The organism is Clostridium sp. FS41 (genome assembly GCF_000954015.1).
GTDB classification, from domain to species: domain Bacteria; phylum Bacillota; class Clostridia; order Lachnospirales; family Lachnospiraceae; genus Enterocloster; species Enterocloster citroniae.
Window position 1 is genome coordinate 89,087 of record NZ_JYHN01000054.1, and the last position, 13,253, is coordinate 102,339.

Consider the following 13,253-nt stretch of genomic DNA (forward strand, 5'->3'; position numbering starts at 1 on the left):
TAATAACAATTCGTTACTAACATCATATATGCTTTCCATTTGATTGTCAAGAAGATTTGGTAAAATGTAGCAGAAAATGAATGAGTAGAAGGTGAAAGGTGAGATGACAGATAAAAGCATTAAGATGGGATTGATAGATAAAGGAACGCCAAAAAGTTGACATAAATATTTTATGTTAACTTTTCGGCATAACCCTGTTTTTTGCCGGTTATTTTATTTCGCCTATAATGGTGATCCTGCCGCTCTCAAAAAATCCGGTGCAATTATAAGCCCATCTGCCGGCTGAAAGATCGATGGTTTTAGTCTCGTCTGAGCCGCCAAGGGTAATGCGCTGTTCCTTGTTGTCAGGTGAAAAGAGGAATAAATCAACGGTGCCTCCCTTGATATCAGACTGGATGACAAGAGTTAAGGCCTGATTGTGGTTTACCTCGAAACTGCCTGATTTGGTGATGGCGTTTTGTCCATTACTGGATAAATTTATGACTACATCCCCGGCTTCCTTTTGGGCGGCCTCCTCTGCAGAGGCTTCCTGTCCGGAGACATTTCCCGGTAACTGAGCTTCCTGTCCGGAGACATTTCCCTGTAACTGATCAGGAACTGCGGCGTAAGCGCCGGTAAATACTCCGCCGAAACAAATGGTAAGTGTCAGGAGGAATGATAATATCTTTTTCATTTTAGATGGTCTTTTAAAATTCATGATAGCGTCCAACCTTTCCTTTAATAATTCCCTGCTTTCATTTAATGTAACAGAAGCCAGTGGGTTTTGATAGTTTCCTTTGGTCTTTACGGCACCCAGCAAAGTGTTCCCATAGTCCCTCATTGCGCTTTTGTCCAAATGCCGGATGATCATTTCATCACATGATAATTCACATAGGCGGTTGACATCCTGCGCCATTAGATATACAAGCGGGTTAAACCAATGCAGGCATATTGTTGTTTGCATAAGCCATTTGTAAAACATATCTTTCCGCTTGTGGTGAGTCAGTTCATGTTTGATCGTATATTGGAGGTCCAAATCCGGATAATCTGTTCCCGGCAGCACGATGCAGGGGTGAAAAAAGCCAATAAGCAGCGGGGAGGATATAAGGGGGTTAATATATAGTTCCACCGCCCCATGGATCTTTGCTTCTTCTGCCGCCTGTCCCAGTTGTTCTAAAAGGCGGAGGTCGTCAACCGGAGAACGACCGGCTTTTATGTATTTTATAAAACTCTGGTAAATGGTGATCTTTCGGATCAGAAGCATAAGGGCGGCCGCCAGCCAGATTATGCCTCTGTTTTGTGCCAATGTTAAAAGACAGCCTTGTATGATCCGCAACGGGAAATAGCTCTCCTCTTCTGCTGGGGGGTCAGTGGGGAGATCATTTGGAGCAGCTTCATCTCCTGCTTGCGGCACAAAATGTAATCCGGGCAGCCTTGATCCTTCTGATCGTAAAACAGCGCGGTCATGGTTTCTAAAAAAATTTCCCACAAGGCTGTGTTCCGGCGCAAAGGGGAGCAGCAGCCTGGCGATCACAATGAGCCAAATATAATACTGCCATACCTTGCTCATATTTGATTTGAATAAAGGCCTGCAGAGAAAAAGGACAAGAATAAGGATCGATCCGGAAAGGGATAGGGACAAGCATAGTTTTAGCATGTCGTTCATTTGCTGCCTCCGCTCCTTTCCCAATGACGCTTTAAGTCCTCGTATTCCTCACAGGAAAGCAAGTCCTTTTGCAACAGAGTGGCTACAAGTCCTTTTGCATCGCCTTCATAGATCTTTTCGAGAAAATCCTGGGTCTGTGTGGCTTGATACTCTGCCTCGGAAATAACAGACGTGTATTCATTCCTGCGCCCTATCTTATTCGTTTTCAAAAATCCCTTGTCAACTAACCTTGAGCATAAGGTGATGATCGTGTTTTTAGTCCAGGGAGTGCCCTTCTCCTCCAGTGCTTTTACAAGGTCCGCGTACAAAGCTTTTCCTTTGCTGCCCCAGATTATTTTCATAAGTTCTAATTCACAATTTGATATCTGCTGCATTGCATCCCACCTCCAAATTGGATTACAATATGTACTCTAAATAGTATGATAACATTTTGTACTCCATATGGCAAGAGGAATCAATAAAATGGGATCAAATAAATGATTGGGAAACTCTGTAGAAATACACTTTGAAATGATAGAATTATCTCAGCAGCAATCACAAAGATGTTTAAGAGCAGTGAATTAGAAATTAAAAGGATTGCTGCCGGAAAGGTGGAATGAAAAAAAGGTCAAAAAATGGATTGAAACAATTCATCCTTATTCAATAGGCGCCTGGTAAAACCCGCCGTAGAAATTCTCGGTCTTGATCATATTTACGATCACATGCGGATCCTGCTCCCGCATCAGATGAACGATATCATTCACTTCATAGGAGGAAACCACTGTGTGGAGCAGATACATTTTGCTGTGGCTGTAGCCTCCCACAGCGTCCACACAGGATATGCCGTGCCTGTACTCTTTTACGTAAGCCTTGATCACATCCTCCGCATGGGTGGTGGTGATCTGCAGGGTTACCCGCTCATACCTGTGATGGAAGGCGGAAATGGCCTTGGTGGAGACAAACTGGAACAGGATGGAATACCCGGCATAAAGCCATCCGAACATATACCCGAAAATGCACAGGATAACGCAGTTGCCTGCAAACACATACTCCCAAATGGATTTCCCGGTCTTGTTGGACACATAAAGTGCAATAAAGTCAGTGCCGCCGGTGGAGGCATTTCCGCGCAGTGCAATGGCAATGGCGAGCCCGTACAGGAAGCCGCCGAACACCACATCCAGAAGCACATCGTTAAACAGTGGTTCAAAGTGGCATACCTTCAGGAAAAAACTGGCAAGGAATACCTGCAGCATAGAATAAAAGGTGAAACGCATACTGATGCTTTTGCTGCACAAAAAAGCCACCGGTATGTTGAGGACCAGCATTCCAAGGGATGTGGAGATATTATGCCCATATAAAGAGGCAATCCTGTCAATCAGGATTGCCACGCCGGTAAAACCGCTGGACAAAAGGTTGGCAGGCCGGATAAATGCCTGTATCACATAGGTCTGAAGCAGTGCGGAGACAACAACCGCCGCAATGGTTATAAGCCTGCGCACCATGATGTTTTTCTTGTATTTGGCAATCATAGCACTGTCTCCTCTGCCTCTCCTATACTTATGAGCAGTTTGCGCACCAGCTCTTTTGAAACCACGTCATAGGCGTCCTCGTTGGGCGCGGGTCCAAAGGCATAGGAAACATTGTTCACAATGGTGGTAGGATCTTTTACCCAGTCCTTACAGGAACTGTGCACCTGGGTGAGGCCGGTATCCTCCATCAGTTTTCTGGCATTGCCTGCATTGATGCCGCTGCCTGCCAGGATCTCAATCCTGTCTCCGTACATGGCCTGCAGTTCCTTTAAAAGAGCTGCCCCCTCTGCTGCCTTGGCCTTAAGTCCGCTGGTAAGCACCCGGTCAACCCCCATGTCAATGAGGATCTCCATGGATTGGTAGGGATCTTCCGTACAGTCAAAGGCCCTGTGGAACACGGCCTCCTTCCCGTATTCATGGATGATGGAGATCAGCCGTTCATTCTGTGCCCGGTTAATGGTGCCATCCGGGTTCAGACAGCCGAAGGCAATCCCGTCCGCGCCATGGCGGACCAGAAGACCGGTATCCATTTCCATTACTTCAAAGTCCTCTCTGCAGTAGCAGAATCCGCCGCCTCTGGGACGTACCATTGCCACTGTTTTCACAGCGCAGTGCTCCTTCACAAGCTCCAGGGTGCCCAGGGAAGGGGTAAGCCCGCCCAGATGCAGCCCGCTGTTTAACTCAATCCTCTTGGCGCCCCCACAAGCGGCCTGAACCGCATCATAGTAGCTGCCGCAGCATATTTCCAACATAGTTTCTGTTCCTTTCCATCTGAATCTGATTCATTGGTATGGCGGCCTCTTACAGCTGTCCCAGACGGTACAGTGCCAATGCATATATCCTGGCATTAGAGATCAGGTCCTCCACGGTCATCCATTCATTGGGATTATGGCCGATCCCCTTTTGTCCCGGAAAGCTTGGACCAAAGGGCACGATCCCCGGCATCCCCTTTGCATAGGTCCCGCCTGTGGTGGTGACCGGCGTACCGTCCCGGCCTGTTACGATCTCGTAGCTTTCCTGAAGCGCCTTTACCATAGGGCTGTCCTTTTCAAATATAACCGGATCATAGTTGGTCAACAGCTCTGTGTGAAGCCCTGAGTCCGACACTTTCTCTCCGATTTTTTCCATGACCTGTCCAATGGAAAAACCGCCCGGATAGCTGAGTGTCACGTCAAAGCTGACCGTTTCATCCGCGCATCCCAGCTTATAACCGCGCATTTCCATGGTCCCATATTCCTCGTGGAAAAAGTCAATGCCCAGCCGGTCCCCTGTATTTTTCGCCCCGATAAAATACTGGTTCACAAATTTAAAAAATGGCTGCAGACAGTCTTTTTTACCTAAGATCCGGACAACGGCCCGTCCCCGTTCACTGTATACCACCGGATATTTGCAATCCGGTGTAAATCCATAGATGGGGGGATTTTCCTTTGTGAGGTAATACTTTAAATCCTCAAAGCCTGTTTCTTCGTCACAGCCAAAGATGATCCTCACCGGATGCTTTAGCGTGAGACCCAGCTTTTTAAGGGCTGCCAGACCGTAAAGGCAGGCCAGCACAGGCCCTTTATTATCCAATACTCCCCTGCTGTAAATGGTTCCGTTCTCCATGTATCCGCTAAAGGGCGGCTGCTTCCAGCCCTCCCCCGCCGGAACCACATCCACATGCCCTATGGCGCAGACGTAACTGTCTTCTCCCCTGCCATACTGGGCATAGCCGATGCGGTTGTCAAGATTCACAGTGTCAAAGCCCAGGCGTCCGCCGATATCCAGCGCCCTTAAAAGCGCCTGCTTTACGCCGTGGCCGAAAGGGGCATCCTCTGATGCCTCCCCCTCCACGCTGTCGATCCGTACCAGCTCAAGGATACTTTGGATCATTTCATCCTTAAAGCTGTCCACGGCTTCTATAATACTCTGATCCAAGCCTAAATTCAACCCCATGTTTTATTCCTCGACAGGCGCCATACGCGTCTTCATGTAATGTTCCATCCACTCCTGGGAAGCGGTTTCAAAGGTACAGTGTCCGTCCTGGCCCCGGGTCACCAGATAAACGGTGGGTTCCTGGTTTTCCGTGACGACCGCAAAGGAAAATCCCTCAATGTTGGTGGCAACGCCCCATTCACCCTTGGGATTCATGGCGATCAGGGATAGGTCTCCGGCCTGGCCCCTTCTCTCCTTCAGCTCCGCGTCCAGCTTATTCACAGCTGTCTCACATGCCTCCTGGGGATGCATGCCCTCACCCATGAGCCTTACGATCTCATAGGAAATGCAGCCCTTCATCAGGTCTTCCCCCAGTCCGGTTGCGCTGGCAGCCCCCCGCTTGCTGTCCGCATAAAATCCGGAGCCTGAGATAGGGGAATCTCCCACCCGCCCCTTTTTCTTCATAAAAAGACCGCTGGTGGAGGTGGCGGCAGTCATTTTGCCTGTGGTATCCAGGCAGGCCATTCCCACGGTGTCGTGTCCGGAGTAAGGTTTGATCTCCATGGCGGCCACTTCCTTGACCCGCTTGCGGTAGTGTGCCTTGGCGCGGTCGGTCAGCATGTTCTTGCGCTCAAAGCCTTCCTTGTGGGCAAACTTCTCAGCGCCCTCAGCCACCAGCAGGCTGTTGACCTTTTCATGGCTTAAACGCCTTGCAATGGAAACAGGGTTGGCAAAATCCTTGATCGCCGCCACTGCACCGATATCCAGTGTGTCCCCGTCCATAAACGCGGCGTCCATCTCCACTTCCATCTCCTCGTTTGGAAGTCCTCCATATCCCACGGACTTATAGTATGGAAAATCCTCCACCTCACGGATGGCTGTCTCAATGGCATCCCCCGCGTCCTTTCCGTCCTTTAAAAGCTGGGCGCCCTTTGTAATCCCTTCCACGGCCATACGCCAGGTTGCGATCATTCCCCACATGACAGATTCCTCCTTATCCAATGAATTATTTAAAACAGAATGTATTCTTAAGTCCGGTTATGTCTTCCCCGTCAGCCAGGGCCTTGGCCATGGCGCACATGTTTTTCAAGGCATCGTTTAAGCCCATTCCGCCCTTTTTTGGCGTTTCCACAATGGCCACCTTATCCTTATATGCCGCAATGGTGTCCGCGTTTTCCGCTGACATGGCTGCAAAGGCCTTTGCATTGGTGGTTGCGTTGATGTCACAGGCAACCTTTGCACACATGGCCGCGTAGTCCGCATAATTGAATGCCGGTCCGCACATGACCACATCCGGCTGAAGTTTATTTACCATGGCGCAGAGCTTGCGGCTCACTTCCTCCGGATTGGCAAGATAGGTGCCGTTGCCGCAGCACAGGCATGCTGCCACGTGTCCGTCCACCTGCTTTAAGAAGGGTTCCATCATGACCGCCGGGCCGATGGGTTCCTTTTTCCCTGTAAGGGGAACCATGGTATCGTCCTTTGTTCCAAGTCCTGACTGGATCTGATCATATATCATAATTATCTTCATATTATACACCTCTTGTTTTTATAATGGGCCTGCACAAAAGGTACAGGCCCCGCTGGTTTTACAGGTCATCAAAGGAAAGGTCGTCAAAATCAATATCATCATCATCTTTGCTTTCAGCAGCTTTGGCTTCATCAGCCAGATACTGTTTATCCATCATTTTAATAAACGGCATGTAGATGAATACGCCCAGGATCAGAAGCAGCAGCTGGAGCACGGCGCCCTGCCATCCTGTTGCCAGGAAACCGGAAAGCACAACCGGCATGGTCCAGGGGATTGCAACGCCGGAACAGAGAGGAACCAGGCCGATGCTCATGCAGACATAGGAAATAACAATGTTAATGGTCGGCACCAGCATGAACGGAATGAGGATCATGGGGTTCAGCACAATGGGAAGGCCGAATACAATGGGTTCATTGATACCGAACACACCGGGGATAAATGCCAGCTTGCCAAGCTCTTTAATACGTTTGGAGTGGCAGAATAACAGCATGGCGATGAGCAGTGACAAGGTGGAACCGCAGCCGCCAAAGGTGGCGAACAGGTCCTGGAACTGCTGGGAAATAATATTTGGCAGCGGCTGGCCTGCCTGGAAGGCCGCCAGGTTGTCTGCGGACAGGGTCTGCAGGATCGGGTTGAACACAGCGCCTACTACGGAACCGCCGTTTACTCCAAAGAACCAGAAAAAATGCAGGAATATATAAGCGATCACCATGGCCGGAAGCGTGTTCCCCAGTCTCAGTAACGGTGTCTGAAGGATGGTAAAGATAAAGGTAAATGCATCCCCATATGGAGTCATGGCAAATACAATGTTGATGACAAAGAACACCAGGACTGCCACACCGGCGGGGATCAGGGCTGAGAAGGACTTGGAAACGGTGGGCGGCACTCCGTCCGGCATTTTAATGACCCAGCCCTTTTTATTAACCCATGCATAGATATGCACGGAAAGGAAGGCTACAATGATGCCTACGAAGATTCCCTTGGAACCAACCCATCCCAGAGGGATGCCGGTTACTGTTGTGTCGCCGGACAGTATCTCGTAAGGCATGATCAGGAACCAGCACACCATGGCGATCGCTGCGCCGAACAGTTTATCCACGTTCATCTGTTCCGCAAAGGAATAGCCGATACCGATCACGGCCAGGATTGCCATAATGGTAAAGGTGGCGTCTGTTGGCTTTGAGAAGTAGGAGGTCCAGTTCTCTCCAAAGAACCTGGCCCAGAAGCTGCTCCAGCCCGGGATTGGGAAGTTGGCGATCAGCAGGAAGAAGGAACCTACAATCAACAGTGGCATGGATAACAGGAAGCCGTCACGGACAGCGATCAGATACTTGTTCTTACCGATTTTCTCTGCCAAAGGCATGAGTACGGACTCTAACTTACTTAACATTTTCTATTTCCCCCATATCAGATATTTTGTTCAATACGCCTGGGCGCTCTGCTATTCTCTATTTCGCTGACTTCATCAGCTTGATCGCTGATTTGAGAACTTTTTCGCCGTTCATCATTCCATAATCTGTCTGGTCGATCACTTGGATGGGGATACCTGAGCTGCCGTATTTTTCAACGATCTCCGCATAGCGGTATTTAACCTGGGGCCCTAACAGGATGACGTCAGGGTGCTTCTCGTCAATGATCTGACCAATCTTGCCGTCCGGAAATGCCTCTACCTCGATGGGAAGGTCATGGGAGTTGGCAACACCCTGCATTTTGCTTGCCAGCATACTGGTCGACATACCTGCGCTGCAGAATAAATATACACGTTTCATTGTAAAATCCTCCTTATGTTCTCATTCTTTATTATGGTTGTTTTTTTGTTTTTAATGATTATTTATTTTCCAGCTTGTTTTCCAGTTCAATGATGCGCTCGTAGCTTGCAATCATTTCCTCGGCAATGATCTTAAAGCTTTCCGCACTCATCAGCTGGTCTTCCGCATGGACCAGGATCAGTGAGCCGCCTACCTCCACGCCCTGGGCTTCCTTTTGTATCAGTTCAAAATGTGCTTCATGTCCCACCAGGAACAGCTTCTGCCCTTCCTCGATGCATTTCCTTGCCCCGTCAAAATCCCCTGCTTTTGCTTTCTGGATCCCTTCAATGTAACTGGAACGCGCCGCTCCCACATTGGATATGATCTGAAAGCATGTCATCTCTAATCCCTCTACCATAGTGCTACCTCCTGTTTGCTGTTTTGCTTAAAATCGTAAATGAGAAAATGCAACAAAACGGTCTGTTTGCTGCATCTCTTATTAAGTTGCCTTTATTATAAGGCCTTTATTCAGTTTTTTTCATTAATCGGATTTCCTAGCTGTTAGGAAATTCAACCCATTATTTTGTCAATAAATTCCTCATAGGTGCAGGATGACACTAATTTTGCCAGCTCCTCGGGATGATTCACCACATTGCTGACCCAGTCAAAGAAGATCTTGATCATCCTCTCATCTCCTTCATTGATGGCAAAAAGCATGACCAGGCCCACGTCAAAGTTCCCCCAGCGCACCGTGTTCCTAAGCTGGGCTACCGCAATGGTGGAATTGCTGGCAAATGCCCCAAAAGCATGAGGAATTGCAAAGGCATTCACAAAGGAAGTCGGTGACATCTGCTCCCTTTTAAGAACGATATCCTTAAAATCCGGTTCCACAATGCCTTCCTTTTCCAGGCCGCGGCACAATAGGCATATAATTTCCTCCGGTGTCTCAAGTGTTACATTTTCATGAAAATGTTCCTTGCGTATCAGGCTGCCGATATGGGATGTGAATTCCAGCTGAAACCGTTTTTTGTCCAGCTTATTGATAGCCTGGAGGATACTGGATTCCGTCTCTGAATCCACAAACAGGTTGATGGGGACTGTTGGCACATCCAGTTTGTGCTCCAGCGGAAATGTGGTCAGTATCAGGTCAGGGTCCAGGGAGGAAGCTGTCTCTTCTTCAAAATAGCGGAAAATCCCCACCACTTCCATCCTCTCCCGGAACATTTCCGATATCTTCTTCACACACATATCAGAAAATGACTGGTTGTGTGGGATGATCATGATGGTCCTGTACTTTCCCGCACTGTTGATGCGCTCGCTGGCAGCCCCCAGGTGAAGGGCAATGTAACAGGATTCCACCTCGGATATGGGGGCGCCCAGTTTTTCTTCCAGCTGTTCCACCACATAGATACCCATGTCAAATACCAGGGGATACTTGCGCTTGATCTCCTCCACAAACACATCCTGCATATGGGCTTTGGCCTTTACGCGGTCTATGAGGCCGTGGATATGCATTTTAAGCCCGGCGATCAGGTCTCCGTCCTCCCGAAAGTCCAGGCCGAACAGGGAATAGATCCCCTCCAGGGCTTCGGTGACCAGCTTCTTTGTATTCAGCCATTTCCCCTCAAAGTTTACAAAATCACTGGTGTAGTTGGAAGCCCGCTTACCCATGATGACCAGGGCAAACATGCCCACCTCCCCATCGTGGACCGTTATGTGGAGCCGTTTGGATATGCGGTCAAAGAAGGTCTGGGAGATCTGGTATTCAATGGTATCCTTAAGCCCCTGGTTTCCATTTTCCATATTCACATAGTTGGAACAGTTCATGCGTTCAAGGCTGGTGCCCGCATGCAGCATGACCATGGGAAACATGGACTCATGGATGGAGTAGTCATACTCCTCCAGCACATCCACGAATATATCCTTGACCGCAAGAAGGTCAAAGCTTTTGTAAAGACCGGCCAGCAGGTTCATGTTGAGAAAATTCTCCTGGACCTCAGCTACCAGCAGGTCGCGGTAAAAACGCCGTTTGCTGGCCTCGTCCCCTTTCAGGGAAATGCATTCCTTGTTCCGGACCAGTTTCAGGTTTGAATAGGGCTCCAGCATTTTCCGTATGCGCTTTAGGTCATTGTCAATGGAATAACCGCTGACAAAGATCTGATCCTGGAGAGATACCAGGTTCAATTCCTTTGTATCAAACAGCAGTTTTTGTATGATGTATACACATCGTGCCCCGGGTGTCTGGGGGACGTCTGATTCATGGCCTTGTTTATCTGCTTCAGGCAGGCAGTCTTGTGCTCCCTCCATAACACGATAACCCTGGCGCACATTGGATTCAATGGGCGCCGGGGTTATCCGTTTATTGATGGACTCCACATCAGAGCGGATGGTCCTGTCTGAAACCTGCAGAAGGCCGGCCAGCTGCCGGCTGGTCATCCAGTCCCCCCGTTCAGAAAGTATGGATAGCAGCTGTTCCTGTCTTTTGTTCTGCATGGTTTAACTCCTTATCTGTTTTTCTTGTCATGCCTTACAGAAAGCAAACACCTTCCAAGGCTCCACATAATTCAGCAGGACATGCTCATATTCCGGCAGGTGGCCGATGACATTTTTACGTCCGTCATTGGGCATATCTTTTAATACAATGTGCAGTTCCCCCTTATATTTCAGGTAGCCGTCATTGAGGATGACCACATCACCCCGCTTTAAATCCCGTGTGTTGGCAGCCGGGATGGACTCATCCGCAAAGGTTACCCTGGGCCAGGTAGAGCGTATCATATATTCGCTCATATCACCGCGGACCACGTGCTTTGGCTCGTAGTCCAGGATCTTCTGCTCTGTCCGGGTCAGTTCCTTTTCTAAAACCAGCCCGAATGTGAGGATGCTGGGATTCACGGCCGCGCATGCCTCAAGCTCCTCAGCCGAGGCGTATGCATTGGCAATAAGGACATCATCCACCATTCCTGTGGCAAACAGGTGGCGGGCCTGGAAGCCGATGGGCAGGCCGCGGTGCATCTCCAGCGTACAGAGCCCTTCATTGACCGGCCAGGGACCATAGGTGCCTTCATTGTTGCTGGAAATAAAGGCGGCAACCGGAAGATACATGGATTTCATCTTTTCATTGCATTTGTTAAAATGTTCCAGACTCAGTCCGGAATATTGCTGGGGATAGAAATTGTGGCATGTGACCAGTTTGGACCGGTCAGGGTGGTGGTCCATGATGTTTTCCACGTAAACCAGCTGGGTGCTGGCATTCAATTCAATCTTCAGCCCCTGGGGATTATAGGTCATCAGGCTTTCCTTCATGCCGTCAAAACCCTCGTCCAGACGGATCCCATCCACATGCATGTCCTGGAAGACAGACAGATCCTCATAGGAGATCCCCATTTTGGAAAATACCGCCGGGCTTACGTCAGGGATGATCTCCATGCCGCACTCATGGGCCGTATCCGCCAGAAGACGGAATTCACTGACTACCTGTTCCCTGCTCTTATCTCCCACGCTTAACAGGCAGGTGAAGATCCTCTTGTACCCAAGACTCCCTGCCTTTCTTATATACGCCTGGTCGCGTTCCGCTGTGGAATGCTCCGGATAAACGGAGATACCTAATCTTGCCATAAATATATACCCCTCTTTCATTAAGTTGGCTGTCCTGCAGCCGGATCCAATATGCTGTTATCAATATAACCCATCCATATGGAAAAAAGGGGTAAAGATATTTCCTAGCAGTTAGGAAATCACAAAATCGTGTGCGTGGATCATAAAATCGTACGCATCAGTCCCTGCAGAAAACCGGCCGCCTGATCTTCGTCCGGTCCCTCCACCAGTAACTCCAGGCACTCTCCCTGACGGGCGCCCAGACTCATCAGCGCAAGTACATTCTTGCAGTCGGCACTCTTTCGTTCCCCTTTCAGGGTTATGCTGCTCTCATAGTCGGAGGCAGCCCTGCACAGGCTCATGGCATTGGTTGCATGAAGTCCCTGTTTGTCTGAAACAACGTATTTATAGCTTATCATATCATCATCATCCTTTGTTTATTCCTCCCCCCATTTTAACATAGTTAAGATTTCTTGACAACCGGGTGTGTAGATGGTTAAAATACTATCATTGGAATTTAGATGATGGAAGGAAACTAATAGAATGAAACTTCAAAGATTGCTGAGCCTGACCAGGCAGGCGCTGGACCAATATGGACTGATTCAGGATGGGGATCGGATCGCCGTGGGCGTGTCCGGTGGAAAGGACAGCCTGACTCTGTTGTATGCACTTCACCATTTGCAGAGGTTTTACCCAAAGAAATATGAACTGCAGGCCATTACCGTGGATTTGGGACTGGGAAACATGAATTTGGAGCCGGTCAGGGAATTATGCCGGGAGTTTGGGATCCCCTATACTGTGATTCCCACGGAGATTGGAAAAGTACTGTTTGAGATACGCAAAGAGTCCAATCCCTGCTCTCTCTGCGCCAAGATGCGCAAAGGTGCGTTTAATGAAAAGGCCAAGGAGCTGGGCTGCAATAAGATCGCATACGCACACCACAGGGATGATGTGATCGAGACAATGCTGATGTCATTGTTTTATGAGGGCCGTTTCCACTCCTTTTCCCCTTATACATATCTGGATCGGATGGATCTGACCGTGATCAGGCCGCTTTTGTTTGTGACGGAAGCGGATGTGATCGGGTTCCGGAATAAGTACCAGCTTCCCGTGTGCAAGAATCCCTGCCCCATGGACGGATATACCAAAAGGCAGTATGTTAAGGAGCTGATTCAGGACCTGCAGCAGGACAATCCCCATCTGAAGGATTGCCTGTTCCATGCCATTTTGGACGGGAATATAAAAGGATGGCCCCAGGCGTTGAAATAATGCCTGAGGCCGGTTTTATGATTTATGATGGGCTCACTGTGGAA

Annotated in this window: 14 protein-coding genes; 1 reads left to right on the forward strand and 13 read right to left on the reverse strand. The window is 49.0% G+C overall.

Annotated elements, in window-relative coordinates; translation table 11 throughout:
• Window positions 1-208 precede the first annotated feature (208 nt).
• From CLFS41_RS09925 to CLFS41_RS09985, 13 genes are all read right to left on the reverse strand, one after another.
• The gene (locus CLFS41_RS09925) at window positions 209-1,645 is read right to left on the reverse strand and encodes a M56 family metallopeptidase (protein WP_045092188.1); all 1,437 of its coding nucleotides are present in this window, start codon (window positions 1,643-1,645) and stop codon (window positions 209-211) included.
• Window positions 1,642-2,019, reverse strand: coding sequence for a BlaI/MecI/CopY family transcriptional regulator (locus tag CLFS41_RS09930; protein WP_045092189.1), 378 nt, complete (start codon window positions 2,017-2,019; stop codon window positions 1,642-1,644). The genes CLFS41_RS09925 and CLFS41_RS09930 overlap by 4 nt, the downstream gene beginning before the upstream one ends.
• A gap of 261 nt (window positions 2,020-2,280) precedes the next feature.
• Entirely contained in the window at window positions 2,281-3,153 is an 873-nt protein-coding gene (locus CLFS41_RS09935; RefSeq protein WP_007864795.1) for a YitT family protein, read from the reverse strand.
• Entirely contained in the window at window positions 3,150-3,905 is a 756-nt protein-coding gene (locus tag CLFS41_RS09940) for a copper homeostasis protein CutC (protein ID WP_007864798.1), read from the reverse strand. The genes CLFS41_RS09935 and CLFS41_RS09940 overlap by 4 nt, the downstream gene beginning before the upstream one ends.
• Before the next feature lie 49 nt (window positions 3,906-3,954).
• A complete protein-coding gene (locus tag CLFS41_RS09945; RefSeq protein WP_045092190.1) occupies window positions 3,955-5,088 on the reverse strand; it encodes a Sapep family Mn(2+)-dependent dipeptidase in 1,134 nt (377 codons plus the stop codon).
• Window positions 5,089-5,091: 3 nt separating this feature from the next.
• Window positions 5,092-6,048 (reverse strand): N(4)-(beta-N-acetylglucosaminyl)-L-asparaginase, encoded by a 957-nt coding sequence (locus CLFS41_RS09950; RefSeq protein WP_007864803.1) that lies wholly within the window; start codon window positions 6,046-6,048, stop codon window positions 5,092-5,094.
• A gap of 25 nt (window positions 6,049-6,073) precedes the next feature.
• Window positions 6,074-6,598: a GrdB-related putative oxidoreductase gene (locus CLFS41_RS09955; RefSeq protein WP_007864805.1), complete on the reverse strand. Its 525-nt coding sequence runs from the start codon at window positions 6,596-6,598 to the stop codon at window positions 6,074-6,076.
• Between the two features lie 58 nt (window positions 6,599-6,656).
• The gene (gene celB, locus CLFS41_RS09960; RefSeq protein WP_007864808.1) at window positions 6,657-7,988 is read right to left on the reverse strand and encodes a PTS cellobiose transporter subunit IIC; all 1,332 of its coding nucleotides are present in this window, start codon (window positions 7,986-7,988) and stop codon (window positions 6,657-6,659) included.
• Between the two features lie 58 nt (window positions 7,989-8,046).
• The gene (locus CLFS41_RS09965) at window positions 8,047-8,367 is read right to left on the reverse strand and encodes a PTS sugar transporter subunit IIB (protein WP_045092191.1); all 321 of its coding nucleotides are present in this window, start codon (window positions 8,365-8,367) and stop codon (window positions 8,047-8,049) included.
• A 58-nt stretch (window positions 8,368-8,425) separates the two neighbouring features.
• Complete coding sequence (locus CLFS41_RS09970; protein WP_007864815.1) at window positions 8,426-8,764, reverse strand: PTS lactose/cellobiose transporter subunit IIA; 339 nt, start codon at window positions 8,762-8,764, stop codon at window positions 8,426-8,428.
• Window positions 8,765-8,916: 152 nt separating this feature from the next.
• Entirely contained in the window at window positions 8,917-10,839 is a 1,923-nt protein-coding gene (locus tag CLFS41_RS09975) for a BglG family transcription antiterminator (protein ID WP_045092192.1), read from the reverse strand.
• Window positions 10,840-10,866: 27 nt separating this feature from the next.
• On the reverse strand, window positions 10,867-11,961 hold the full coding sequence (locus CLFS41_RS09980; protein ID WP_040416836.1) for a MupG family TIM beta-alpha barrel fold protein: 1,095 nt from the start codon (window positions 11,959-11,961) through the stop codon (window positions 10,867-10,869).
• A 140-nt stretch (window positions 11,962-12,101) separates the two neighbouring features.
• Complete coding sequence (locus tag CLFS41_RS09985) at window positions 12,102-12,359, reverse strand: HPr family phosphocarrier protein (RefSeq protein WP_007864823.1); 258 nt, start codon at window positions 12,357-12,359, stop codon at window positions 12,102-12,104.
• Window positions 12,360-12,483: 124 nt separating this feature from the next.
• Between CLFS41_RS09985 and CLFS41_RS09990 the strand changes: the two genes are divergently transcribed.
• On the forward strand, window positions 12,484-13,209 hold the full coding sequence (locus CLFS41_RS09990; RefSeq protein WP_007864824.1) for a tRNA 2-thiocytidine biosynthesis TtcA family protein: 726 nt from the start codon (window positions 12,484-12,486) through the stop codon (window positions 13,207-13,209).
• The last annotated feature ends 44 nt before the right edge of the window (window positions 13,210-13,253 follow it).

Bases quoted from the DNA above. Each gene is read 5' to 3' on its own strand.
- CLFS41_RS09970 (WP_007864815.1), bottom strand. From the start codon at position 8,764: ATGGTAGAGGGATTAGAGATGACATGCTTTCAGATCATATCCAATGTG.
- CLFS41_RS09955 (WP_007864805.1), bottom strand. From the start codon at position 6,598: ATGAAGATAATTATGATATATGATCAGATCCAGTCAGGACTTGGAACA.
- CLFS41_RS09990 (WP_007864824.1), top strand. From the start codon at position 12,484: ATGAAACTTCAAAGATTGCTGAGCCTGACCAGGCAGGCGCTGGACCAA.
- CLFS41_RS09930 (WP_045092189.1), bottom strand. From the start codon at position 2,019: ATGCAGCAGATATCAAATTGTGAATTAGAACTTATGAAAATAATCTGG.
- CLFS41_RS09935 (WP_007864795.1), bottom strand. From the start codon at position 3,153: ATGATTGCCAAATACAAGAAAAACATCATGGTGCGCAGGCTTATAACC.
- CLFS41_RS09940 (WP_007864798.1), bottom strand. From the start codon at position 3,905: ATGTTGGAAATATGCTGCGGCAGCTACTATGATGCGGTTCAGGCCGCT.
- celB (WP_007864808.1), bottom strand. From the start codon at position 7,988: ATGTTAAGTAAGTTAGAGTCCGTACTCATGCCTTTGGCAGAGAAAATC.
- CLFS41_RS09985 (WP_007864823.1), bottom strand. From the start codon at position 12,359: ATGATAAGCTATAAATACGTTGTTTCAGACAAACAGGGACTTCATGCA.
- CLFS41_RS09980 (WP_040416836.1), bottom strand. From the start codon at position 11,961: ATGGCAAGATTAGGTATCTCCGTTTATCCGGAGCATTCCACAGCGGAA.
- CLFS41_RS09925 (WP_045092188.1), bottom strand. From the start codon at position 1,645: ATGAACGACATGCTAAAACTATGCTTGTCCCTATCCCTTTCCGGATCG.
- CLFS41_RS09950 (WP_007864803.1), bottom strand. From the start codon at position 6,048: ATGTGGGGAATGATCGCAACCTGGCGTATGGCCGTGGAAGGGATTACA.
- CLFS41_RS09975 (WP_045092192.1), bottom strand. From the start codon at position 10,839: ATGCAGAACAAAAGACAGGAACAGCTGCTATCCATACTTTCTGAACGG.
- CLFS41_RS09945 (WP_045092190.1), bottom strand. From the start codon at position 5,088: ATGGGGTTGAATTTAGGCTTGGATCAGAGTATTATAGAAGCCGTGGAC.
- CLFS41_RS09965 (WP_045092191.1), bottom strand. From the start codon at position 8,367: ATGAAACGTGTATATTTATTCTGCAGCGCAGGTATGTCGACCAGTATG.